Source organism: Psychrobacter sp. Sarcosine-02u-2 (genome assembly GCF_002836335.1).
Lineage (GTDB): Bacteria > Pseudomonadota > Gammaproteobacteria > Pseudomonadales > Moraxellaceae > Psychrobacter > Psychrobacter faecalis.
The window spans coordinates 66,068-91,560 of the sequence record NZ_PJBX01000177.1; the positions used below are offsets into that span (position 1 = coordinate 66,068).

The 25,493-nt window shown below is 44.0% G+C and carries 23 protein-coding genes; 13 read left to right on the forward strand and 10 right to left on the reverse strand.

The window, feature by feature from the left end; translation table 11 throughout:
• Positions 1–351 precede the first annotated feature (351 nt).
• From CXF58_RS12255 to CXF58_RS12265, 3 genes are all read left to right on the forward strand, one after another.
• Positions 352–1,326: an energy transducer TonB gene (locus CXF58_RS12255; RefSeq protein WP_102077647.1), complete on the forward strand. Its 975-nt coding sequence runs from the start codon at positions 352–354 to the stop codon at positions 1,324–1,326.
• 191 nt (positions 1,327–1,517) lie between these two features.
• Entirely contained in the window at positions 1,518–2,210 is a 693-nt protein-coding gene (locus CXF58_RS12260; RefSeq protein WP_102077648.1) for a MotA/TolQ/ExbB proton channel family protein, read from the forward strand.
• 75 nt (positions 2,211–2,285) lie between these two features.
• Positions 2,286–2,687 (forward strand): ExbD/TolR family protein, encoded by a 402-nt coding sequence (locus CXF58_RS12265; RefSeq protein WP_102077649.1) that lies wholly within the window; start codon positions 2,286–2,288, stop codon positions 2,685–2,687.
• A 388-nt stretch (positions 2,688–3,075) separates the two neighbouring features.
• Here CXF58_RS12265 and CXF58_RS12270 read toward each other — a convergent pair whose 3' ends face one another.
• Positions 3,076–3,615, reverse strand: a complete 540-nt coding sequence (locus tag CXF58_RS12270) for a DUF2799 domain-containing protein (protein WP_228706606.1) — start codon at positions 3,613–3,615, stop codon at positions 3,076–3,078.
• Between the two features lie 340 nt (positions 3,616–3,955).
• Here CXF58_RS12270 and CXF58_RS12275 point away from each other — a divergent pair, with 340 nt between their 5' ends.
• Positions 3,956–4,507 carry a hypothetical protein gene (locus tag CXF58_RS12275; RefSeq protein ID WP_102077650.1) on the forward strand — a complete coding sequence of 184 codons (552 nt, stop codon included), beginning with the start codon at positions 3,956–3,958 and terminating at the stop codon, positions 4,505–4,507.
• Between the two features lie 281 nt (positions 4,508–4,788).
• The gene (topA, locus tag CXF58_RS12280; RefSeq protein ID WP_102077651.1) at positions 4,789–7,455 is read left to right on the forward strand and encodes a type I DNA topoisomerase; all 2,667 of its coding nucleotides are present in this window, start codon (positions 4,789–4,791) and stop codon (positions 7,453–7,455) included.
• A gap of 89 nt (positions 7,456–7,544) precedes the next feature.
• Here topA and CXF58_RS12285 read toward each other — a convergent pair whose 3' ends face one another.
• The 3 genes from CXF58_RS12285 to lon form a co-directional block, all read right to left on the reverse strand.
• Entirely contained in the window at positions 7,545–8,102 is a 558-nt protein-coding gene (locus CXF58_RS12285) for a superoxide dismutase family protein (protein WP_102077652.1), read from the reverse strand.
• Positions 8,103–8,271: 169 nt separating this feature from the next.
• On the reverse strand, positions 8,272–9,231 hold the full coding sequence (locus CXF58_RS12290; RefSeq protein ID WP_180952586.1) for an META domain-containing protein: 960 nt from the start codon (positions 9,229–9,231) through the stop codon (positions 8,272–8,274).
• A 257-nt stretch (positions 9,232–9,488) separates the two neighbouring features.
• Entirely contained in the window at positions 9,489–12,086 is a 2,598-nt protein-coding gene (lon, locus tag CXF58_RS12295; RefSeq protein ID WP_102077654.1) for an endopeptidase La, read from the reverse strand.
• A gap of 71 nt (positions 12,087–12,157) precedes the next feature.
• Between lon and CXF58_RS13875 the strand changes: the two genes are divergently transcribed.
• Positions 12,158–12,313, forward strand: coding sequence for a hypothetical protein (locus tag CXF58_RS13875; RefSeq protein WP_180952587.1), 156 nt, complete (start codon positions 12,158–12,160; stop codon positions 12,311–12,313).
• Between the two features lie 120 nt (positions 12,314–12,433).
• Positions 12,434–13,807: a Na+/H+ antiporter family protein gene (locus CXF58_RS12300; protein WP_068407169.1), complete on the forward strand. Its 1,374-nt coding sequence runs from the start codon at positions 12,434–12,436 to the stop codon at positions 13,805–13,807.
• Positions 13,808–14,323: 516 nt separating this feature from the next.
• Here the strand turns inward: CXF58_RS12300 and CXF58_RS12310 are convergent.
• Positions 14,324–14,575 carry a hypothetical protein gene (locus CXF58_RS12310; protein ID WP_228706607.1) on the reverse strand — a complete coding sequence of 84 codons (252 nt, stop codon included), beginning with the start codon at positions 14,573–14,575 and terminating at the stop codon, positions 14,324–14,326.
• Positions 14,575–15,294 (reverse strand): 5-formyltetrahydrofolate cyclo-ligase, encoded by a 720-nt coding sequence (locus tag CXF58_RS12315; RefSeq protein ID WP_102077657.1) that lies wholly within the window; start codon positions 15,292–15,294, stop codon positions 14,575–14,577. The genes CXF58_RS12310 and CXF58_RS12315 overlap by 1 nt, the downstream gene beginning before the upstream one ends.
• Before the next feature lie 141 nt (positions 15,295–15,435).
• Between CXF58_RS12315 and fumC the strand changes: the two genes are divergently transcribed.
• Both fumC and CXF58_RS12325 read left to right on the forward strand, forming a co-directional pair.
• Positions 15,436–16,839 carry a class II fumarate hydratase gene (fumC, locus tag CXF58_RS12320; protein WP_102077658.1) on the forward strand — a complete coding sequence of 468 codons (1,404 nt, stop codon included), beginning with the start codon at positions 15,436–15,438 and terminating at the stop codon, positions 16,837–16,839.
• Positions 16,840–16,988: 149 nt separating this feature from the next.
• On the forward strand, positions 16,989–17,195 hold the full coding sequence (locus CXF58_RS12325; protein ID WP_102077659.1) for a hypothetical protein: 207 nt from the start codon (positions 16,989–16,991) through the stop codon (positions 17,193–17,195).
• Between the two features lie 475 nt (positions 17,196–17,670).
• On the opposite strand, the gene CXF58_RS12335 is transcribed toward CXF58_RS12325, so the two are convergent.
• The 4 genes from CXF58_RS12335 to CXF58_RS12350 form a co-directional block, all read right to left on the reverse strand.
• Positions 17,671–18,483 (reverse strand): MipA/OmpV family protein, encoded by an 813-nt coding sequence (locus tag CXF58_RS12335; protein ID WP_102077661.1) that lies wholly within the window; start codon positions 18,481–18,483, stop codon positions 17,671–17,673.
• An 86-nt stretch (positions 18,484–18,569) separates the two neighbouring features.
• Positions 18,570–19,568 carry a rhomboid family intramembrane serine protease gene (locus tag CXF58_RS12340; protein ID WP_102077662.1) on the reverse strand — a complete coding sequence of 333 codons (999 nt, stop codon included), beginning with the start codon at positions 19,566–19,568 and terminating at the stop codon, positions 18,570–18,572.
• Positions 19,569–19,833: 265 nt separating this feature from the next.
• Complete coding sequence (locus tag CXF58_RS12345; protein WP_102077663.1) at positions 19,834–21,021, reverse strand: alpha-hydroxy acid oxidase; 1,188 nt, start codon at positions 21,019–21,021, stop codon at positions 19,834–19,836.
• 37 nt (positions 21,022–21,058) lie between these two features.
• Complete coding sequence (locus tag CXF58_RS12350) at positions 21,059–21,373, reverse strand: glutaredoxin family protein (RefSeq protein ID WP_102077664.1); 315 nt, start codon at positions 21,371–21,373, stop codon at positions 21,059–21,061.
• A 222-nt stretch (positions 21,374–21,595) separates the two neighbouring features.
• Here CXF58_RS12350 and mtgA point away from each other — a divergent pair, with 222 nt between their 5' ends.
• The 4 genes from mtgA (at position 21,596) to CXF58_RS12365 (ending at position 25,488) form a co-directional block, all read left to right on the forward strand.
• Positions 21,596–22,282, forward strand: a complete 687-nt coding sequence (gene mtgA / locus CXF58_RS12355) for a monofunctional biosynthetic peptidoglycan transglycosylase (RefSeq protein WP_102077665.1) — start codon at positions 21,596–21,598, stop codon at positions 22,280–22,282.
• A gap of 177 nt (positions 22,283–22,459) precedes the next feature.
• Positions 22,460–24,646, forward strand: coding sequence for a polyphosphate kinase 1 (ppk1, locus tag CXF58_RS12360; RefSeq protein WP_416375583.1), 2,187 nt, complete (start codon positions 22,460–22,462; stop codon positions 24,644–24,646).
• A gap of 376 nt (positions 24,647–25,022) precedes the next feature.
• On the forward strand, positions 25,023–25,193 hold the full coding sequence (locus CXF58_RS13880) for a hypothetical protein (protein WP_180952588.1): 171 nt from the start codon (positions 25,023–25,025) through the stop codon (positions 25,191–25,193).
• 43 nt (positions 25,194–25,236) lie between these two features.
• Complete coding sequence (locus CXF58_RS12365; protein WP_102077667.1) at positions 25,237–25,488, forward strand: hypothetical protein; 252 nt, start codon at positions 25,237–25,239, stop codon at positions 25,486–25,488.
• Positions 25,489–25,493: the final 5 nt, after the last annotated feature.

Genomic DNA, 25,493 nt, shown 5'->3' on the forward strand with positions numbered 1-25,493 from the left:
ACTCGGTATATCAAAGGTTTGGTTGGTATTGTTATAAAAATGCTAAAAAAACAGCAGAATAATGCTAAAAAATAGCGGCTTTATAATTAAAGTTTTACGATCATTTGCTATTTTCACTATAAAAACAACTGCCATGATAAAGTAATTGAGACTTATTATCAATATTAACGATAATGGTTTTTATTAACTGACTTTTCGTTCATTAACTTTTTAGTTTTAAACAACTTTGCGCAAGAACTTTTCTTAAGATAGGCAACAAAAAAACAGAGAGATTAAAAATTTACTATTGATAATAGTTATCGTTTGCATTATTATCTACGCCATTCTATAACGGTTAAATGTTAGGGTGTTATGAGTTCAACGGATTTAGAAGCGCCACCACTCAGATTGATACTTATCGCTATTATTTTAGTGGTCGGGCTACACCTGCTTACCGCAATCGCTTTGGTGATCATCAAAGCGGCTACGCTTAAAGATGAGCCTATTAAAGAGACGCCGCCGCTTGAAATCCAAATGGTCACATTACCTACTGAACCCATCGAAAACATGGTTACTGAGGTAGAGGAAGTGCCGCAAAGTAAAGCTGAATCTATACCAGCGCCTAAACCCGAACCAAAAACGCAGCAAAAAATGAAAGCGGTTACGCCAGTAGATCCAGTGGTAATAGAAGAAGAACCAATCGTTCAGAAAGAAAAACCTGTACAGGCGCCGCCTATAAAAGAACCACCTGTAAAGAAAAAAATAGAAGACAAGCCACCAGTTATTGATAAGTCAGTTGCTGACGAACAGCGCCGTATAATAGCTGCGCAGGCAGAAAAGGCGGCGCAACAAGCTGAACGTCAAGCGCAAGCAAAAGCACTGCAAGAAGCGCAGGCGCAAGCGGCTCGTGACGCTCAAGCGCAGGCAGACGCCAATGCCGCCAAAGAGGCGGCGCAAAAGGCAGCGCAAGCAAAGGCTGAAAGAGAAGCTGCAGCCGCTGCTCGAGCAAAAGCAGAGGCTGCAGCCAAAGCTGCGGCTGCGGCAAGTAATGAGCCTGTCAACTTTACCGCCAGTGCTGCGAACTGGGCATCGGCGCCAAACTTTAGCTTTCCTGACCGCGCCGCTCGCCGCGCCCGTTCGGGAGATACGCTCAACGTGGTGTTGGTATTAAGAGTCAATAAACAAGGCGGTATCGATAGCGTACGTGTGGCCCAATCGTCAGGAAATCCGCTGTTAGATAAAGAAGCACAGCGCCAAGTGCGTTCAGGTAAATTCAAACCCTTTACCAAAAACGGCGCGCCAGTGGTCGGCAATGTCACTCTGCCAATTGCCTATGCGGTTCCTTAAATATAAAAGACTGGGTGTAGAAAAGCGCATTTATACAAGCAGATATAAAACAACCGACACATAAAAAATATAGTGAAATACAGCGAAATATAGAGAAATATAGCAACGATGTACGAAAATAGTTATCAAAACTCGTACTGCTAACAATCATAAAATGACAAGTAACGACATCCCACATTAAGGAGTCTGATATGGACTTTACAACCTACTGGCAATATAGCGATATGGTGACCAGAACCTTATTCTTTTTGCTTCTTGTTTTATCTATTGCCTCTTGGGTGACGGGTATCATTCGCATATTGCAAAGTCGCAAACTGGCAGCTAGCGTCGCCGATGATTTGAGTGCGCAGATTCATAGTAAGCAGGCCAGTTTGGTTGAAAGCGATGCCGCGTCTCGGCGTTTGGTAATTGAGCAGACGTTACTCAAGCATATCGGTCGCTATCGTTTTGCCAGTGAGCGCGGCTTGCCGATACTTGGTACGACAGCAGCAATCGCGCCGTTTATCGGTCTGTTTGGCACGGTGTGGGGTATTTTCCATGCGCTGCATAATATCGGTGTCAGTGGTCAAGCAGGATTAGGACAAGTCGCAGGACCTGTCGGTGAGGCCCTTATTATGACCGGTTTAGGGATTGCTGTTGCGATTCCGGCGGTGGTGTTTTATAACCTTGCGATACGTATCAATCGCCTCGTCATGTATCACGCCAATGATAGAGCGCATGATTTATTGGCACAATCTAGCGAGCTTGCTGCAGTGCAACAAGCGCCAATTCAAAAGCCAGCAGTCCAACGTGATACTACTAATCAAGTAACGCAGTTAACGAAGCAGGCAAATGCAGATAAACAAGCTGAGCATTATCATAAATCCGCACCATCGCAGTTGTAGTGATGGTTCAGTAGAGATAATAAGCCAAAAAAGCACGAGCAGAAAAGACGACAATTAACGGTATTGAGAACAATTATGGCATTTCAATTGGGTGACGATGACAGTCAAAGCATGAATGAGATGAACCTTATTCCGCTTATCGATATCATGCTGGTATTGATGATTATCTTTTTATTGACAGCGACCGTACTGAATCCAACGGTGCCATTGGATTTACCGAAAACCAGTGCCGAGGTCAATGAAACACCGCCCGAGGCCATTCAAATTAGCATCGATAAAGATGCGGGTTTGTTTTGGGATGACAAGCCTATCAGTATAGAAGCATTGGAAAAGCGTCTGCAACAACAATCAGCAAACGGCAAAGATCCTTCTATCCAGCTGCGTGCCGATAAAGAAAGTAGGTATGATACCGTGGCGCAAGTATTGGCGGCGGCCAGTCAAGCAGGATTAACAAAGGTGGCTTTTGTTAACGAATAAGGTTTAAACGACTGATTAATAAGTAGGTTATCGGTGAAAATAGCTTTTAAAACAATAAGCTAGCAAGATAAATAAGTAAGCTTAGTAATAAGAAAATAACCACGACAATAACAAGAATAATTAAAATAATAAACTTTCTCTCCCGCCTCGCTTGGGCAACCTTGCGAGGTTATCTTTTTTTAGCAACCTTTAACCTAAGTCAGTAGATATATGGCATTCGGTAGGTGATATAGTGAGTGAAAATTAATATCGATACATCATGCACTGCTGATATCAGTTTTTCTTGCTTGCTGTGCCTACGCAGACAGAGACTACAAAAAATTGATATCAGCAATACCGTCGCGTTTTCAGGATATTTTGACTATATAGCGAGCATTAATCATAGTAATTACCAAGCATAACCAAATGGGCGATAACCGTAGCCAAAACGTCCAGGTCCATAACCGAACGGATAGGGCGAACGCAGATAATCAAGGTCGCGCTGGCGCATATAATAGTAGCGTCCTTGTGCGTAGGCTTCTTCAAGCTTTTCGATGCCTTCGAGCGGACAGACAGGCTGCCAATCATAACCTTCGCGGCCAAGTTTATAAGCATTGAGCTCGGTACAGTAGTTTTTTAGTCCTTGCTGACGACCTTGCTCCCACAATACGCGGTTTGGCGTTGCGCCAACGACACTTGCGCATTGATTGGTATAATTGCCAAAGTAAGCACCTGAGCGTCCATGAAGTCCATCGACATAGCCGACTTCTTGCCAGTTACTATTTTGGCATTGTTCGGGCGTCAGACTTTGGGTGGTCGCGCAGCTCGATAAAGTCAGTAAAGCTACGCCTACTAGCGAGATGGTCAGCCCAGAGTTACCCATAAGTTTGCCGACACTTTTACTTACTGATGCAGCAGTCGATGAGTTTTGTTTAAGAAGATAATTCATAATAAACCTGCGCGCGTTTAAAATTATGGTTTATCATAGCACTTTTTTAGGCGACCAACTTTTTGCATCTTGTTACTGAATCAGTGGTTTTATGTACTAAGTATTTGATATGTCACTATAAATAGCAAGGCGTTGGTAAATATCAGGTGTGCCTAGCAGCTAGCCCTTTATAGAAGATAGTATTTACGAGCGCTTGATTTTTAAAGGTTTACGCTCATTATAAGCGACTAGATAGTCGCCGTTTATATTTAAGCTGTTATATAAAGAGCCCCGCTGATAGGTTATTCAGCCCGTTTTAATCACTAGCACACCATTAATTTTGTTAAAAGGTCAGACTGTTATGGGAATGTGGATTGCGATCGCCATTGTACTATTCGTATTAGGGAGTATGATGGCGCTCAAACCTAGCGGTATCGACCAGCGTTTGGATAAGCTGCGTATGACGGCGCGCCGTTTGCAGCTCAATCCCAAGTTAGTTACTTGCCCTGATTGGGTAAAAGGCAAGGACAATGAGTATGGTCGCGGCATGATTGGGCAATATGGTTTGGTGCTCGATAATGTCAAGCTGCCATTAACTCGCTATCAGGTGCTAGATGGACAATGGCGTCCGGCTAGCAATGCCAGTAGCGACAACAACAGCTTAAACAATACCTTACCTGTACAAGCCAATTTTAGTTTAGATAAAGAGCCTTTAGCGCTGCCCGCTAGCATTGAACCATTTGTAAAAGCATTATTGGTTAAGTCGAATAGCATTATTATTTATTGGGAAGATATTGCTTATGTGCGTCCGGCGACCAATCCTGCTTATCAGCAACAAGCGATTGAAAGCGACTTATTAATCATGAAAAAGAACCTTGAGAAATGGGCATCACAGATGCAAAAGTCGGCATAAAAATCGCACGGCGCTAGTAAAACATTTTTTCGTCTCCATAAAGAGGCAATATGCAAGTCCTTTTGGCAAACTCTCAGTCATTTTAAGTTGACAGCTTAACGCTTAGCAGTGTAACGTCTTTATAACTGTATCTATGCGTTATGGTTATTGTTTGTTTTATAACCGTTTTTATCGGCAGCCATTACTACAATAATTCGCTGAGCCATTATAACTAACTATTATAAATTGCCAGCTGCCGAGTTTATCCTTATTTTAATTTACTTATTATGGTGTCGTCACTTATGGCAAAAACCGCAACCAAAAAAAGCCCAGCCACGGCAAAAGACCAACCCACAGGCAAGTCTTTGGTAATTGTAGAATCACCCGCCAAGGCAAAAACCATTAACAAATACTTAGGCGACGACTTTATCGTCCGCTCAAGTATCGGTCATGTCCGTGATTTGCCAGTGGGCGCGAGCAAAAGTGCGAAGAAGCCAGCGGCGAGTAAAAAAGATGACAGCCTAAGCAAAGAAGAAAAAACCCAGCAGGCATTGGTACGGCGCATGGGCGTTGACCCAGAACATAACTGGGCGGCTGTCTATGAAGTATTGCCTAATAAGACTAAGGTTATCAAAGAGCTAAAAGCCTTGGCCAAAGATGCTGACAAAATCTATTTGGCGACGGATATGGATAGAGAAGGGGAAGCGATTGCTTGGCATCTCAAAGAAGTTATCGGTGGCGCAGACAGTAAATATGAGCGCGTGGTCTTTAATGAGATTACCAAATCCGCCATTCAAAATGCCTTTAAGCAACCATCGAAACTCGATATCGACCGCGTTAACGCGCAGCAAGCGCGGCGCTTTTTAGACCGCGTCGTTGGTTTTATGGTATCGCCGCTACTTTGGCAAAAAGTCGCTCGCGGTCTGTCAGCAGGTCGCGTGCAGTCGGTTGCCATGCGTTTGGTCGTCGAGCGTGAGCATGAGATTCGCGCCTTTATCCCAGAAGAATACTGGCAGATTCACGCCGATACTCACGTTGCTGATAGTAAAGCCAAAAAAGTGGCAGACGCTGAGCACATTGCGATTCGTCTAGAGGCAACGAAGCAAGGCGGCAAAACGCTAAAGCTTGTTAATAAAGAGCAGACCGATAAAGTCCTAGAAGTGCTTAACTCAAACGACTTTATCGTGAAAGAGCGCGAAGAGAAGCCAACACAGTCGCGTCCAAGTGCGCCGTTTATCACCTCGACATTGCAGCAAGCCGCCAGTACGCGACTGGGTTTTTCAGTTAAGAAAACCATGATTTTGGCGCAGCGTTTATACGAAGCTGGTCATATTACTTATATGCGTACTGACTCGACTTTCTTGTCTGGTGATGCATTAGCCGCCGTGCGTGGCTATATCGACGACAGTTATGGCAATAAATACGTGCCAGAAAAGCCAAACTTCTATGGCAATAAGCAAGGCGCACAAGAGGCGCATGAGGCGATTCGTCCGTCTAATGTCAATATGAAATCGGCGCAGTTAAAAGGGGTTGAGCGTGATGCCATTCGTCTATATGAGCTGATTTGGCGTCAGTTTGTCGCGTGTCAGATGACGCCTGCGAAATACTTATCCGTGAATCTGTTCGTCGCTGCCGGCGATGTTGAGCTAAAAGCACGCGGTCGCACCCTAGTGTTTGATGGCTTTACTAAAGTCATGCCACCAGCGAAGACTGACGATACTTTATTACCTGATGTCAAACAAGGTGATAAGTTAACGCTCGATAAGCTCGATCCGAGTCAACACTTTACCAAGCCGCCACCGCGCTACACTGAGGCAAGCCTTGTCAAAGAGTTAGAGAAGAAAGGCATCGGTCGTCCATCGACTTATGCGTCTATCATCTCGACCATTCAAGATCGCGGTTATGTGAAGCTTGAAAATAAACGTCTATTTGCCGAAAAAATGGGCGATATTGTCACCGATAGATTGACCGCCAGTTTCCCAGATTTGATGGATTATACTTTTACCGCTGCGCTAGAAGACAAGCTTGACCATGTTGCTGAAGGCGATACCGACTGGAAAGATGTCCTCGATAACTTTTATGGTGACTTTAAAAAGACCCTAGATCGTGCCAAAGAAAAAGACGGCATGCGTCCGAATGATCCAACCGATGTGCCAGACGTCCATTGCGATATTTGCGATCGTCCGATGCAGCTACGTACCGGCTCAACGGGTGTATTCTTAGGCTGTACTGGCTATAATTTACCGCCAAAAGAGCGCTGCAAAGGTACCAAGAACTTGATGCCGGTCGAAGCGTTTGCCAATCTTGATGATAGCGACAGCGATGACGAAGCGGCCGAAGTTAAAGATTTGATGGAGAAAAAACGCTGCCCGAAATGCGGTACGGCCATGAATGGCTATATCGTCGACGGTGGTCTTAAGCTGCATATCTGCGGTAATAACCCAGATTGCGACGGCTATATCTTAGAAGAAGGAAAGTTTGAAGTACCGGGTTCAGATGCGCCAACCATCGACTGTGACAAATGTGATGGACAGATGGAGCTAAAAACCGGACGTTTTGGGCCATACTTTGCTTGTCAGAAATGTGACAATACCCGCAAAGTGCTTAAAACTGGTGAAGCGGCACCGCCGCGTATGGAGCCAATCCATATGCCGGAGCTAAAATCGACCAAGCATGATGATTACTTTATTTTGCGTGAAGGGGCGGCTGGGATGTTCTTAGCGGCGTCTAAGTTCCCAAAAGTACGCGAAACCCGTCCACCAAAGCTGGCTGAGCTACGCGAAATCAAAGATAAGATGGAAGACAAGTTCCAGTATCTGTTTAAAGGTCCAGATGAAGATCCAGATGGTAATCCAACCATTTTGCGCTGGTCGCGGAAGAAAAAAGAGCAGTATATCGGCTCTGAAAAAAACGGTAAGGCTACCCGTTGGGGCGTGTACTGGCGTAATGGTGAATGGGTAGAAGAGTAAAACCTTTTGCCTTTAGATCAATAATGTATAGCCATAAAAAAACCTCTTAGATAATCTAAGAGGTTTTTTTGCTATTAACTTTTAGGCTATTAGTTCTTCTCGATGATACCGCAAGCAACGCGCTCGCCTGAATTACCCGCTGGCTGACTCTTATAATCATCAGCACCGCTATGGACGATAAAGGCTAAACGGTTAACACTGTATTTACCCGCATCAGCGGCAGAGATTTTCTTATTCACATAGTTGATAGTAGCAACGCCATTCGCATCGGCGGTTAAGTTCGGCAAATCTCCTGGATGACCATTCATATCATCAGGATGAGAGTGCGGTTTTTTGTCTGGATTAAAGTGACCACCAGCCGCTTTACCCATATCGGCACAGCTACCGGTTTCATGAATGTGCAATGCCACAGTCTTGCCGGGCTGCAAATTCATCAGCTTACCATAAACTTGGACACCGCCATCGACTGGGCGTAAAAACACTTGACCCACTTCATTTTTATTACCAGCGACTGCATTGATCGTAGATTTTAACGCAGGTTGGTTAAGTGGATTGCCCGTTTGCATTTGACCTTTGACGGTTTGGCAACCTGTCATCGCTAGAGCTGAACCACATAATAGCGCACTTGCAAGCATCGTCTTATTCATTATTATCTCCATTTATATTTATTTGTTGTGATAAATTTCTGTTATTTATTAAAATACTCAAACATTGCTCAATGTCGCAATCAGTATAGCTAAGTTTTAAATATAACTATTCATCAAATGCGCAACAATCAGTTAATAAATGTAAATAACGTATGCGTTTGAAAAAGGTTTACAGCGTTTTCTTTACTTCGTTTTTCCAAATGAGTGTTTCGCCGGTTTCGAGTTTTTGCGTCAATAGATAATAGGGTAAGCTTGAGGAATCGGGATTGGCATTTGCTAATCTTTGTAAGGTTAATTGGCTTTTGCTTAACTGTTCAAGCTCACGAATTTTATCTTCAGCAGCTTCACGTTTAGGACTACATCCCATCATAGTTTGCGGGCTTGAACCAATCAACAATTTATTGTCAGGCGTTAAAATGTAAGAACCACCAACCCCATTACAATCAGAGTTAAAGCCAACGTGATGCTCATCGTTATATAGTGGGTAAGCAAAGTAGGCAGTCACTGGAAAATCTGGACGACTAAGCTCAACGATGGTGTTTTTATTGCTATTGACCGCGCTTACTAGTCGCCATTGATATTCTTTTAGAAAATCATAAGTAATGGGTGGTCCTGTTACTGGTTGTAGGCTCTTAAGTGTACCTTCGAATATAAGCTGCTTGTCCTGAACATTTAATGCTAATTCATAAGGTTTAGGCTTTGTTGAAATGAGTTTATTCAAAAAGGAGAATGATTTTGATGGTGTTTGTGGAGATGGCGAAATGATTCTAAGGTTAAAATGTCCTCTACTATATTTAGGGAATAATTGGTCTAAATACTTAAAGATATTGCTGGCTGCTTGTTTATCAGTTATTAAGCAAGAAGGTTGGGTAACGGCCGTTACACCGTATGAGCTGTAAGTATAACCATGATAACCATCATGGTTTAAGCGGTAGCGCTGGCAGTCATATTTAAATACTAAATTGCTCGGACGTACATCAAGCATTAACGGCGGTACAGTATCTAAATCGTTAACAATACCCTGATTGTCTATCCAGCGCACCAGCTTCCAATCAAAGCGATTGACACTTTCAACATTTATCACTTGCTCAGATAGTATGGGAGCAGAAGTGCTAGAGCCAGTTACCATTGAGTTAGCAGAGGTAGAGTTATCTTTTGCAATATTAGACTGACAACCTATTAGCGCTACCGGAAGCGAAACAGCGAGCAATAAGGATAGAGTTAAGCGCTTTAAAATCAGGTGGTTTAACATTATGGCTATTACCAAATAAACATTTGTCTAAAATATAGCACAGGGTCTTAACCAGATTGTTTTTTATTATTGCCAAAAAAAAGCCCCCCATCATGACGATGAGCGGCTTTTGAATGTACAAGACTAGGTTAAGATTAGTTATGCAGCGCTTTGCTTGAGGTTTTATCAACTGTCACTTTGGCAGGTTTAAGCGGCACTGGCATACTGACCAAAGCAACTTTTAATATCTCATCAATCGTCGCTACTGGCTGAATGGTCAAGCCTTCTTTGACATTATCAGGGATGTCGGCCAAGTCACGCTCGTTGGTCGCTGGAATCAACACATGCTTGATACCACCGCGATGCGCAGCAAGTAGCTTCTCTTTGAGACCACCGATGCGTAGGATTTTACCGCGTAAGGTAATCTCGCCTGTCATCGCAATATCTGGACGAATGGCAATGCCCGTCAAGGCAGAAACCAGCGCTGTCGTGAGCGCACCACCAGCTGATGGACCGTCTTTCGGGGTCGCGCCTTCGGGCATGTGCACGTGGACGTCAGTGGTTTTAAAGGTCTCGTAATCAATCCCTAAGCTGTCACCGCGAGCACGTACTACGCTCATGGCAGCACGAATCGACTCTTTCATCACATCGCCAAGTGAACCGGTAAAGCTCAGCTCGCCTTTACCTTTCATCGCCACCGCTTCGATGGTTAATAGCTCGCCACCGACTTGTGTCCAAGCAAGACCAGTCACACGACCAATCTCAGGCTCTTCTTCTGCCAGACCGTAGTCATATTGATGCACACCTAAATAGTCATCGATGTTTTTGTCATCGACTACTACCAGCTCGCGTTCTGCTTTCTTCGGAGCGCGTGCACCATGGGTTTCAACCGAACCGCGAACCACTTTACGGCAGATTTTATTGACTTCACGCTCAAGGTTACGCACCCCGGCTTCACGCGTATAGCTACGCACGATGCTGTGCAGTGCTGCTTCAACGATTTCAATTTCGCCTTCTTTAAGGCCATTATTTTTAATCGCTTTCGGCACGAGATATTTCTGCGCGATATTGACCTTTTCTTCTTCGGTATAACCCGGCAGACGAATAACTTCCATACGGTCAAGCAGGGCAGGTGGAATATCCATGCTGTTAGCGGTACAGATAAACATCACTTGCGATAAATCTAAGTCCATATCTAAATAATGGTCGTTAAAGGTATCGTTCTGTGATGGATCTAGCACTTCAAGCAATGCTGACGCTGGATCGCCGCGGAAGTCTTGCGCCATCTTATCGATTTCATCCAATAAAAATAACGGGTTTTTGACTTCGGCTTTCGCTAATGACTGCACGATTTTACCCGGCATCGCGCCGATATAAGTACGGCGATGACCACGAATCTCTGCTTCATCGCGGACGCCACCAAGTGCCATACGCACAAACTTACGACCCGTGGCGCGCGCAATCGACTCACCCAATGAGGTTTTACCGACACCCGGAGGACCGACTAAACAAAGAATCGGACCGCGCAGTTTTTTCACCCGCGATTGTACGGCGAGGTATTCTAGGATGCGGTCTTTCACATCTTGCAAGCCATAATGGTCTTCGTCTAAGACGGTTTTCGCTTTATCTAAATTGATAGATACTTTGGTCGTCGCATTCCACGGCGTATCCAAAATCCATTCAATATAATTGCGCACCACTGATGATTCACTCGATGCAGGCGGCATCATTTTAAGTTTTTTCAGCTCTTGCTCGGCTTTTTTGCGCACATCTTCTGGCAAGTCAGCATCTTCTAAACGCTGCTCAAGCTCAGCCACATCATCTTCATCGAACGCGCCGTCATTCATATCTGACAGCTCGTTTTTGATAGCTTTCATCTTCTCATTTAAGAAGTATTCGCGCTGATTGTCTTCCATTTGCTGACGAACGGCATCTTGGATATCTTGCTCGATATTTTGCTCAGCGCTTTGTTTAACGAGATATTCGGTCAAGGTATTGATGTGGGTTTTGATATCGTCTTCTTCTAAGAACGACTGCTTAATATCCAAATCCATCGACACGCGGGTTGAGATGAAATACACCAGCTCAAGCAAATCATCGATGCGTTTCGCCACGCGAGTTAGCTCACGAGCATTACGCAGACGAGCATCGGCATAGCCTTCAAATAACGTCGTTAAGGCTTGAATGGTGTTTTTTTGTTGGCTCTCACTCATGCTGATATCGAGATCAGCACGCGTAAAGCTTGCCATCAATAGCTCGTCGTGATTTTCAATATTATCAACGCGCGCACGGTATTGACCTTCGATCAATACTTTGATGCAATTTTCATCGCTATCATGCGGCATAGTGCTGACGATGCGGCACACCGTTCCGTACTGATACAAGTTATCTTGATCAATATCTTCAGTTAGCGAGTCTTTTTGCGCCACGACCAATACTTTATTGCCGTATTCAGCTTGTGCCAATTCCACGGCTTTTACCGACGGCGCACGGCCGACAAATAAGGCAATTTGCATATGCGGATAAACAACCACATCACGCAGTGCTAGTAGCGGCAGATAACTCTCTTCACCGTCTTTTGCCTTAACGTTTTCAGCTTCGATGTCTGCAGCGCTGTCCTGAATAGTTTCAGACGCCGAGACGTTTTCTAAGGTATCGTCAGATGAAGTGTTTAGCGCATTATCATCAGCAACGTTAGATGAAACGTCGACATCGATGTCGATATTGTCTTGGGCAATTTTATGTTCACTCATATATTCTTCCTCGTTCACCAGACTTGTAAAGTCAAGTTAGTGGTTCATGTTTAGATAAATGGTGCTGCTAAATGAAATTGCAAGGCTATATGACGAGCCGTCATGACAATCATGACAATATTGTGTCTTTATTTGCAGGGTCGCTCCTGTCTACTAAGTTTTGCGCGTGGGATTTATGGCTAAAATCAGGTAAAATGACGCGCGTCTTAACCGCTCCGTTCAAATAGTAATGGTATAAATTGAAGTGTGGGTTAAAACGCGAGGGCGTAATAAATAGGTCGGCAATGTGATAATAGCGTGCCAATAGTCAATAGCGGACCAAAAAACATAAGGTAAGGGGCGAGAATATGACCATCAATGCGGTGCTACTAGCGGTAGTCATCATGCTAGGCCTGTCTTTGGCGCGGGTACACGTGGTACTCAGTTTGTTAATCGGGGCGCTGGCAGGTGGGTTGATTGCGGGCCTTGGTATGACCGATACCTTAAATGCCTTTCAAGAAGGTATCCGTAATGGCGCGCAAATCGCGTTGTCTTATGCCTTGTTGGGCGCTTTCGCGGTAGCGATTGCGCATTCGGGCTTACCGCAATCTTTGGCAGGGGCGGTGATTAAACGCATTGATGCTGGCGGGGCAGGTATAGGTGCAGGCGGCATGATTAAATACATGCTGTTTGCAGGGCTCGTCACCATGAGCTGCTTTAGCCAAAACTTAATCCCGATTCATATCGCCTTTATTCCTCTGCTTGTACCGCCTTTATTGCTTGCCTTTAACCGCATGCAAATCGATAGACGCCTGATTGCCTGTCTGATTACTTTTGGTCTGGTGACCACGTATATGTTTATCCCTTATGGCTTTGGCGATATTTATCTTAATCAAATCATGCTTAAAAACGTCGGTGAAGCCGGTATTGATGTATCGAATATTTCGGTCACCAAAGCTATGGCGATTCCGGCACTTGGTATGCTCGTTGGTTTGCTAGTGGCGGTATTTATCAGCTATCGTAAGCCGCGCCAGTATGCCCAATTAGCCATTGATAAAGAGGCTCGCGATGCGGTAGTAGAAAAAGACGCGTTAAGCAAAACAGCTGCCGATGCCCAAACGCAAAGTAAAATGAAAACCATCGTAGCGCTAATTGCTATTGTGACTGCCTTTGTCGTACAGCTTTATACCGATTCATTATTGCTCGGCTCGATGTTTGGTTTTGGCGTGTTTATGGCAACGGGCGTGGTCAAATGGCGTGACGCCGATACCGTTTTTAATGACGGTATTAAGCTCATGGCGATGATTGGCTTTATTATGATTACCGCCCAAGGCTTTGCCGAAGTGATGAAAGCGACTGAGCAAATACAGCCGTTGGTTGATGGTGCGGCGTCATTGTTTGCGGGTAATAAAGCGATGGCTGCATTTATTATGCTATTGATTGGCTTGATTGTGACCATGGGTATTGGTTCGTCTTTTTCAACTATTCCTATTTTGGCGGCGATTTATGTACCACTATGTATCTCTTTAGGGTTCTCACCTTTAGCAACCGTGGCGATTATTGGTACAGCTGGCGCGCTTGGCGATGCCGGTTCGCCAGCGTCAGACTCGACGCTTGGACCAACCTCTGGTCTAAACGTTGATGGTCAGCACGACCATATCAAAGACAGTGTGGTACCAACCTTTATCCATTACAATATTCCGTTATTGGTATTTGGCTGGATTGCGGCGATGGTGTTGTAAAGCTATCAAAGTTAAGTAGAGTTTGGTGTAGGCTAGATTTTTAACCCAACTTTAAAATGTCAATTACCTTGTTATTAAACTGATTCTCTACAAAAAAATCGCCTTAAAAAAAATAAACAGACCTGCCGAAAGCAAAGCAATAAAAATAGTAAAGATGACAGGAATGTCCAAAAAATCATCCCACCTAATGACGGCGGTGCATGCATCGCCATCATACCGAAACCAAATAAAAATAAAATGCTAGTCAACAGCATAGCGAAGAACTTCCAGCGACTATCCATATATAAATCCATAGTTACCAGTAGGCTTAAGTGAAACAGCATCGCCATTATTAATATAACGACTAATTCTATAGGATAGGGGTGCGGAGGAGGAATATTCTGAACGTGAAGTAAATAGGGATCTGTGCTAAAACCTAACGTGATAATAAGACCGACGAAAATGATCCACAAGATAGTAAAAACTACCCTTAGTGGTTTTGAGCGAAAGTAGCTCATTGTTGTCTTTGCAAATCCTTTATGGGTCTTTATTGTCATCTTCAAAATCCCCAATCTCACCAGTTAAACTAGCCAAAAAAGCATCACTGTCAGCCAGTAATTCATTTAAGCGTTCTTCATTGATAAGCATTCCCAATTCATCAGAACTAAAGGGCTGCTCTTGACTGTAAGATAACTGCTCTCTAGTGACTTCTGTTTTTTCTAATTGTCCCAAATGTTGCTCAACATTCTCGGCACTAGACTTGTCATCAGGGGTTTTATTATTAGTCATCAAAACCACCTCAAGCCACTTGGTGTTATCAAACCATCTAAAGGCACATCCCACGCTTGGCGCTCAAGCTGCTCAACCACTTGAAAATCATAGCACCAACCAATTTTCAATGGTTTTTTTAACCCTGCCTGATGGCTTTTACCAAGGGTTGTATCATAAAATCCACCACCCATGCCCATACGATTGCCGCTTTTATCAACCGCCACGAGCGGACAGATAATCACATCTAATTCGTGTGCCCAAAGTAACCTGCGATGATGGTTTTGCTTCATACCTAAGCTGTGAATGCGCGTCAGTATATTCAGCAGTTTCGACTGATAAATAGGTACAAAGCGCAGACGTTTATCATCATTACCATTTTTAGTACGACCGAGCGAACCAACCACAGGCAGATACGGCTGATAATTCGAACGTATAATCCAGTCCAACAGTGGCTGAGTGGGCAGCTCACCAAAGCCATCATAATATAAGCCAATCTTTGCATGCGGCGGTAAGCGTTGTTGCAATTTAATTAAATGTAAGCTTGCCATGCGCGCATATTGTCTACGCTCGCCAGCTGTTAATTGCCGACGCTGGCGGGTAAATTGTCGTCTGGGTGGATTAGCCAAGCTATCAGCGACTTTAACCTCCTTTTTAGAGCGAGCGTCATCAGCCGATAACTCAGATATCGAATCAGATAATGCAGTAGCAGATTGTTGTTGGCTGGTGTTTTTAGACATCAGTTAGCCTCACGGACTTGGAGAAATTTGTCAAAAGTCATGCTATCATAACGCCACTTTACAGCGTATTTTCCTTTATGTGCAGCGTGTGTTGCACTTTTTTCAAAGCAGCTATACAACAAACCATCAAAGAGGGTAGTTATGTCGACACAGAATCAGGCAACTCGTACCGAAAAAGATACTATGGGTAACGTGGAAGTCCCAGCTGACGCTTATTGGGGTGCGCAAACTCAGCGTAGCCGCGAGAACTTTAAAATTGGTGGCGAGACATTGCCACGTCCGATGATTGAAGCAATGGCGCTAGTGAAAAAAGCCGCTGCCATTACCAATGCTAGCCTTGAGCGTATCGAAGGCGATAAGCGCGATTTAATCGTGCAAGCTGCTGATGAAGTTATCAACGGTGGTTTAACGGATCAGTTCCCACTCGTAGTATGGCAGACAGGTTCTGGTACCCAGTCAAACATGAACATGAACGAAGTGTTGGCAAATCGTGCCAACGAAATCGCAGGGAACGCGCGCGGCAGCTACACGCCGATTCACCCGAATGACCATGTTAACCATGCACAGTCTACCAACGACAGCTTCCCAACCGCGATTCGTGTGGCGGCTGCCCGTCAGATTAACAGCCTGCTTATCCCAGCGGTAAAAGTACTACGCGATACGCTAGATGCCAAAGCCAAAGAATTCGATAGTATCGTTAAAATCGGTCGTACGCATTTGCAAGACGCGACGCCTTTGACCCTAGGTCAAGAATTCAGCGGTTATGTCAGCCAACTTGACCATTCATTAACTCGTATCGATAACGCGCTACAAGGTCTATATGAATTGCCACTAGGCGGCACAGCGGTTGGTACAGGTCTAAACGCTCACCCTGATTATGCGGTAAAAGCGGCTGAGCAATTGGCTGAATTAACAGGCTTACCGTTTGTCACCTCACCAAATAAATTTGAAGCACTAGCCGCTCGTGATGCCGAAGTGTTTGCTTCAGGCGCACTCAAAACGCTAGCTGGCAGCCTAAATAAAATCGCTAATGACGTCCGTTGGTTGGCATCAGGTCCTCGCTGTGGTTTGGGCGAATTGACGATTCCAGAAAATGAGCCAGGCTCATCTATCATGCCGGGTAAAGTAAACCCAACCCAGTCAGAAGCAATGACCATGGTCGTCGCTCAAGTCATGGGTAACGATGTCACTATCAGCATGGCTGGCGCGTCAGGTAACTTTGAGCTTAACGTTTATAAGCCAGTGATTGCCTTTAACTTATTGCAATCTATCAAGCTATTGGGTGACGCTTGCAACAGCTTTAACGAAAATTGTGCGGTTGGTATCGAGCCAGTCAAAGACAAAATCGATGACTTCTTGCATAATTCATTAATGCTAGTGACTGCTTTGAACCGTCATGTTGGTTATGAAAACGCAGCAAAAATTGCTAAGACTGCTTATAAAGAAAACAAAACTTTGAAGCAAGTGGCGGTTGAATTGGAGCTGTTAACTGAAGCGCAGTTTGATGAGTGGGTAACCCCTGCGGATATGGTGCATCCTTCTTAATTTAGATTTTTTTGGGTAAATAAAAGATCTTGTCATGTAATGTGGCAAGGTCTTTTTTATGCTGTAAACTTATATTTAGGTTACTAAATTTTGAGTGATTTAATACTCTTATACTATAGTCTACTGTTAGGCTTTATGAGGAAAGTAGAATGGAAAGTGCATGGATTGGTTTAGCAGGGCTACTAATTGGCGTTTTACTTGGAGAGTATTTTCACAGAAATAAACGGATTGAAATTTACTCTCAAAAAGTGTTTGATAAAAGATTATCTGTTCATGAAGAGCTATATAAAATTTTTCTTGAAAGTAATGAGATGGTATCAGAAGCAATGACAAACTCAACTTTGAACGAAGTATAAAGAAAAAATTTAGTTGGCTCTGTAATACATTCTCTTTGTGCGTTCACGGACAAAAACGGATTCTATTTGAATGATTGTCTTATAGTTCAGGTTGTAACCGCATATATGGGGGCTGAAGACGTTTTAAGTTATGAGGATGAGCTAGGTGCCATATCGGTAAGATCAAAAGTCTATGAATCAGCTAAAATAACAAAGAAGATGATACTTGAGGAGGCTGGTGTTACTGAGGTATTTAAGCATTTCTCTACAATATCAAAATCCAAGCCTAATTCTGCTGTGATCAGGTATTTTAGAAGATTGAGAATTAATAAGATGACAATACAATACAATACTAATAGGGTGCGTCCCATGCACCATTTTTAAGAAATAGCTATACTATCGGTGCGCTAGGCGCACCCTACAATTAAAGTAGAGATAAAAAAAGACCTTGCCACATCAAGCAACAAGGTTTTTTTTACCTAAAATTTATTTTTAATTAAAACTTATAAAGTAATCCTAGCGTCGTTGTTGCATCCGTACGCGAGTCAACCATTGGGCTGTCGTATTGCTCATTTGGCAGATAGCTTAAGCTTTGATTGGCAAATCCTGCCCAGCGCTCATTAAAATCATAATTAGCGCTAATATTGATATAAGGATTTAAGCTATTATTTGACTCATAAGCAGCGACGCCTGTCTTCGCTGACTCTTGTGCACTAACGCCATAATAATAGTTATTGTAGTCTGCATCATGGTACTCAAAGCCAATGCTTGGATAGACGGTCAGCTTATCTTTAGTGATTTTAGCAAGATAGGTCAAACGCGCTGTATTACCACCACTTTTATCTAAAACGTCAGTCGCGACTTGCAGGCGAAAACCACCCACAGGCGTACGACGCAGATATGATAGACCGGCAGCGGCTGAAGCCTTACGTTTATCTAGACCTTGCAGCGCGCCAGTTGCATCGTCAGGGTCGAACTCACTGCCATCGAGCTGCGCATAAGCAGCTAGCTGATTGGTGCCATCATTGATGATATAAGCGCCCGCTTGCGCACCGCGTGCATAGATTCTGTTGTTATCATAAAACACACCCGGCAATACTTTTATGTCGGTGCTGTCTTCCAAATCATAAGCCGACTTGACCGCCATGACGTTGACGCCAACGCTTAAAATGGCATCTTTATCAGTCGGTAAGTTGTTTTTAAACAGTGCGGCATTAGAGATGCTGGCGACACTAAATAGGGCAGTGGCGGTCAATGCGCTAAGCACAGTGCGCGTCAACGGTTTCGATAGCGCTGATGATTTAAACATGATTTGCTCTCATAAGTGGGTAGGATAAACGGTAAAAAAAGCATTGAAAAGCATTGATAAATAGAATAATAAATAAGTCTGGCATTTTACTCAATGGCGGCGAGCACTTGTAGTATTTGCTGATGGATATCTTGCCACCACCAGACAAAACCAATACTGATCAGCAGCATGACCAGCCACGGTAGCAATTGCCAAATAAGCGTCGATTTGGTCGCTGTTTGTTGTTCGTTAATTTTGCCGTGATTAAGGGCTGCTTGATTGGCATAGTTATCTAAGGGTAAGTTTACAGCAGAGTCGTGATTAAAACTGTTGTTATTATCAAAATTACCCTCATTATCAAAGCGAGGAGCGTGGTTAGAAGTAGGGATAGAAAAGTCAGTATCACTACTTGTTGGAGAATTGATATAAGTAGCCTGATAAATGTCTTGCGCTCGGCTAGGCATATTCTGTAGCGTAACAGCCAAGCGCTGACGGTAGGCAATGGCAAACGCCAATGCAATCACCAATCCTGTGACCGCGCCGCCAATATGGCCAGCATTATCAATGCCCGGTACGGCAAAGCCATATACCAAATTGATGCCCATAATAATGATCAGGCTTTTCAGATTGAGCACCATGCCATTGACTGAGATTTTAAATAGCGCGGCTATTAATAGCGCGGCACCGATACCCATGATACCTCCAGACGCGCCCGCTGATAGTCCGGGTTGTCCAGTGCCATCCAAAATACCTTGCCACGTGACATAATTGTTCAGTAAATTACCACCGATTGCCGCCAGTAAAAACAACGCCAAAAACTTCGCTGAGCCAAACATCGGCTCGGCGATTTGCCCAAAGAAATACATGGCAAAACCATTAAACAATAAATGCATCAAACCGATATGTAAAAAGGCACTACTTGCCAAGCGCCATGGTTCACTGTCCATGGTATAAGGCAGAGCATTGGCACCCCATTTTAGCAATGCTTCAGTCGATGGATTATTGGCATCGACGCCGCTCAGCACCTGCATGATAAATAGCCCGATAAAGCTGACTAATAGCAAAGTGGTGACGGGCGCGGTTTTTAATAATTGTTGAATGGTCATAAACGCAAACTATCAATAGTAAATGATGAGTAGAGTATAAAGGCTAGGGTTAAGGCGTGTCACCCATAAGTGGGTTATAGTCGATTCAACTGCAAAACGATATAGGGTTGCTAGAATAAATTTTTCGCAGCCTCTGGAGTGCGAGGCACACAGCAAGCAAGAAAAATTTATTCAAGCAGCAAGCTATTTTGGACATATCCTTTTCACACCGAACTGAATATATCAATATTTAATAAAGCTGCGCTGTTTAATAAGGACTGGCTTTTTAATAAGCATGAGTTTTAAGATTCTCATAAGTGCCTTTAACCAAAATGTCATCCGTCACTTGATTGATATCGGTATGACCACAAAACGCCATACTGATATCACACTCGTTATAAATAAGCTCTAGCGCACGGCGCACGCCATCTTCGCCATAAGCGCCAAGCCCATACAAAAACGCGCGACCAATCATCGTACCATTGGCGCCTACAGCGAGTGCTTTGAGCACATCTTGACCAGAGCGAATACCACTATCGAGCCAAATCTCGATATTGCTATTTTCCGCTCGTACCGCTTGCACGATATCAGCGAGCGCGGCAATGGAAGACAACGCCCCATCAAGCTGACGGCCGCCATGGTTTGAAACCACCAACGCATCGGCACCGCTACGAGCAGCCATGATGGCGTCTTCAGGTTCCATGATACCTTTGATAATGAGCTTGCCGCCCCACATATCTTTAATGCGTGCGACGTCATCCCAGCTTAGCGCTGGGTCAAACTGTTCAGCCGTCCATGCCGAGAGCGATGAGATATCCTCGACGTTTTTGGCATGACCGACGATATTACCAAAGCTATGCCGTTTGGTACCGAGCATATTCATGCACCACTGCGGCTTGGTCATGAGGTTTAATATATTAGCAAGCGTAGGTTTTGGCGGCGCAGATAGACCGTTTTTGATATCTTTATGACGTTGGCCGAGGACTTGTAAATCCGCGGTTAAGATAAGCGCAGAACAATTGGCCGCTTTAGCGCGGCGAATCAGGTTTGCCATAAATTCTTGGTCGCGCATCACATAGAGCTGGAACCAAAACGGCGCACTGGTGTTTTCTGCCACATCTTCGATAGAGCAGATACTCATGGTTGAAAGCGAGAAGGGCACGCCAAATTTCTCCGCTGCCCGTGCGGCGTGAATCTCACCATCGGCCCACATCATGCCAGTAAAGCCAGTTGGGGCGATAGCAACGGGCATTTTGACTTTTGAGCCCAGCATATCCGTGGCAAGCGAGCGCCCTTCCATATTGACCAGAACCCTTTGGCGCAATTTAATACGGTCAAAGTCGGTTTCATTGTTGCGATAAGTAGTCTCAGTCCATGAGCCTGAATCGACATAATCATAAAACATCCGTGGTACTTTACGCTCGGCAACACGGCGCAAATCCTCAATTTCCGTTATTTTCTTTAAATCTTTCATAAGTTTCTCATTATTATCATTTTTTACGTTGTCTGTTTTATGACGCTGCTAATAATTGCTGCAAATCCAACACTGAAAAAGGATAGTTCAAGCGTTTTGATGGCGTCAATATCACAGGAATCGTAGTAGCAAACTCCATCATCAGCACCTCATCAAAATCAGCAATATCAACATACTGATAGCGTATCGGCTGCACCGCTTGAAATTGGCTAAGCAGCTGCTCAGCGATGTCACAAAGATGACAGCCAGTCGTTCCGAGTAGCCACCATTTATCCTGATTTTCAGCCGTACCAAGATTGGGATTGGCGGCAATCATGCGTGCCCGTAACATTGCTACTGTATTATTAGCCATATTTACACTCTTATTCTTATATCTATTTATCGCCAAGCGTTAGTTTTAAATTTTTAAAGAAAAGTATTCGTAGCACTTGGCAGTATTTACATAATAAAGAAATAGGGTAAATAATGACAGCGATTGTGAGATTAGGTAAGATGACCTGCTATTTATGATTAACGCGTTAGGGTTAACAGTTTATTATGTTGACTATTTTTTAACTACTTGGATATCGCTCGCATGGCAAGTTTTGGCACATTTCTCAAACGCTTATTACTGGCATTCATGTTGTTGGTGGTGGCTTTTCATATATTGGTCGCAGGTCTGCTACTGATTTGGAAGACCCAGCCGATTAATAATAGCATGTTTATGCTGACCCATCGTTTAACGGGTGGCACGGTCACGCAAACGTGGGCTGAGTATGACGCCATTGCCAAATCTGCCAAACAAGCAGCGATTGTCAGTGAAGATTCGACCTTTAGCCAGCATAATGGCTTTGATATGAAAGGCATTAAGGCGGCACAGAAAAAGAACGAAGAAACGGGCAAAATGTCAGCGGGCGGCTCAACGATTACCCAGCAATTGGCCAAAAACTTATTTCTTACCTCGCATCGCTCTTATACCCGTAAAGCTGAAGAAGCGATTATCACGGTAATGATAGAAACCTTTTGGGATAAGCAGCGCATTTTGACCGCTTATCTCAACGTCGCTGAGTTTGGCAATGGCATTTATGGTGTTGAAGCCGCCGCCCAGCATTATTTTGATAAGTCAGCGGCCAACCTAAATCGTGACGAATCGGCTTTGCTCATCGCCATGCTGACCAATCCAAAATACTACGAAGGTCATCAAAGTGACAAACGCTTGCGCAACAAACAACGTATCATTAAAAAACGCATGAAAAATGCCGTCTTACCGCAATCCGCTTAGAAAACGATTGGCTTAGCATGTAATTAGCTTAAATTGTCGGTTGGCATTAAATAGCGTTCATAAAAAGTAAAAGATGACGGCATATCGATCACGTAAAGGATTAAAAAGGTGGCAGAGATGGTTAATAAGCAAAATAACGATCATGAAATTAACGATAGTATTGATGTCAGTACAAAAATGAATATCAAGGTCAGTACAAGCCTAGTCACAACAGAAGAAGAGCTAACGGCAAGCTCGAGCAAAGGGTTGAGTGAAATAGACTGGCAGCGTTTCGACGATGGCAGCTATTCACCGAGCAGCTACATCAATCGCGATTTGTCTTTATTGCAGTTTCATCTGCGGGTGCTGGCGCAGGCCGCCAGTCCGCGCCATCCTTTGTTAGAGCGCTTGTTTTTCCTCATTATATTCTCTTCCAACATGGATGAGTTTTTTGAGATTCGTGTCGCCGGTATCATGCAAAAACTCAATATGGGTGATGTCTCAACCAGCGCTCATGGTATGCGCCCAAGCGAAGTGCTCAGAGAAATCTCTGCTGTCACTCATAAAGCCATCAGCGAGCAATATCGCATTTTAAATGAAGATATATTGCCAGCCCTGGCTCAAGAAGATATCCGCTACTTAAAACGTGACGAGCTAACTCCTGAGCAATCGGCATGGATGAAGCAGTATTTTACCGAGCAAGTCTCACCAGTCCTCACACCTATTAGCATTGATCCGGCGCATCCATTTCCACGCTTAGTGAATAAAAGCTTAAACTTTATCGCCACGTTAGAGGGTAAAGATGCCTTTGGTCGTGATATCAATCTAGCTATTGTACCAGCGCCGCGCAGCTTGCCGCGTGTCATCCGTCTGCCTGATGAGCTGACGGGTGGTAAAGAGCATCATGTGATGCTATCTGCGGTGATTCATGAGCATATCGGTGAGCTGTTCCCGGGGATGAATGTCACTGGTTGTCATCAATTTAGACTAACGCGCAATGCCGATTTGGATTTGGCAGAAGATGTCGATGATATTGCCAAGGCACTAGAGGGCGAGCTTGAAAACCGCCGCTTTGGCGACAAGGTACGTTTAGAGGTCACTACCGATTGCCCAGCGCCGATTAGCGATTATTTGCTCAATGAGTTTGAGCTACACGACAATCAACTTTACCGCGTCAATGGGCCGGTGAACTTAACGCGCTTGCTGTTTGATTTTAATATCCCAGCGCTACGTTATCAGCCTTTTACCCATGTCGTCCCCAAACCGTTCCGCCGTGAAGTCGATAAGCTCGATAAAGCGACCAGTATGTTCGCCGCGATGCGTAAGAGCGATGTCTTGGTTCATCATCCGTTTCATGCGTTCTCGCCGATTATCAATCTATTGTGGCAAGCAGCAAGTGACCCAAAAGTGCTCGCCATTAAGCAGACCTTATATCGTTCAGGCACCAATTCAGAAATCGTTAAAGCCTTAGCGGCGGCGGCGCGCAATGGCAAAGAGGTCACGGCGGTTATTGAGTTACGCGCTCGTTTTGATGAAGCATCAAATATCGCGGTGGCTAATTATCTGCAAGAAGCAGGCGCGGTGGTGGTTTACGGTATCGTCGGTTACAAGACCCACGCCAAATTGATGCTTATCGTTCGCCGTGAAGACGATAAAATTCGTCGTTATGTGCATCTAGGCACTGGTAACTATCACGCGGCCAACGCCAAGGTCTATACCGATTATGGTTTATTTAGTGCCGATCCTGATATCTCAGAAGACGTGCACAAAATCTTCCAAGAGCTAACAGGCATGGGCAAACCGGCCAATCTAAAAAAACTCCTACATGCGCCATTTACCTTGCATGAAAAGCTCATGAGTTTTATCGATGATGAAATTGCTCAAGCCAAAGCAGGCAAACGCGCTCATATTATCATCAAGGTCAATGCGCTGACCGAGCGCCGACTGATTGATAAATTGTATGATGCGTCGCAGGGAGGCGTTAAGATTGAGCTGATTTTGCGCTCCATGTGCTGTCTACGCCCGCAAGTAAAGGATTTGTCCGAAAATATCACCGTCCGTTCTGTGATTGGGCGCTTTTTGGAGCATACGCGCATTTATTACTTTTATAATGCTGGCTATGAGCGCTTGTATTGCGGCAGCGCCGACTGGATGGACCGCAACTTATTCCACCGCGTTGAGGTGGCGTTCCCAATCGAAGACAAAAAGCTATTCAAGCAAATTTATCAAGATGGCTTAATCAACTATCTACACGACAATACTCAGGCTTGGACGCTTGATGGTAATGGCGTTTGGCAGCAATTACAACCAGCGGCAGATGAAACACCGCATATCGCACAAGAGCATTTATTAAAGGTCATCAACGGCGTTGGCGAGACAACTTAGACTAGTTCTCAACAACCTTTTTAGATTCAATAAGCATTGAAAAATCCAAATAAAAACCAAGCATCTGTATTTATCGGATCTTGGTTTTTTTATTTAACAGCGCTTATAAAGTTGCGGAATAAATTACTAAAAAGTAGCGCACTAATGAAAAGCAAGTTACAAACTGTCGGCTAACCTCACATTTATTCACACATTGATACGGCAGTACACTGGTGAGCAGTCAAAAATTATTCTTATAATTAAGTTATACCTTGTCTCTGATAGCTGATAGACAGCAGTCTATATATCAATAATTTATAAAGAGCGAGCAAGGATAAGCTAATTATAGCTAGTACAATTTTATTATAAATAAATTACAAATAAGAGGAATTGCACCATGAGTAATACCAATAATGACACATCTGATGTAAAAAAAGCGGCAGAACAAGCAGATAGCCAACAAATCGAAAAAAACCTAACCGATAACAAGCAAGTCGATAAACCTGAAAATCTAAGCGAGGAGCAAAAAACGCCTTTTATCGAAGATGATTTGCGGACTGATAAATAATAAAACTAATCTGCTGCTCTACACCAAACGCGAGGGACACGCCATGAAAGACTTTACCCAACCTAATGATGAAGAACCGGTACTAATTGATGATCCAGCGGCATTAAAGCCAAAAAATCCTAAAGACAGTTACAAAGGTCGAAAGTACGAGCCGGATATTGATGGACCTGAGCAAGCATCACAGGAAACCGATGAAGTATATGTAGACCCACGTAAAGAAGAGGATTTGCCACCTGGTGGTAAAAACGTTGCTGATTTAAACGCTTATGACTTGTCTCAAAAGAATAATGAGTAAACGTG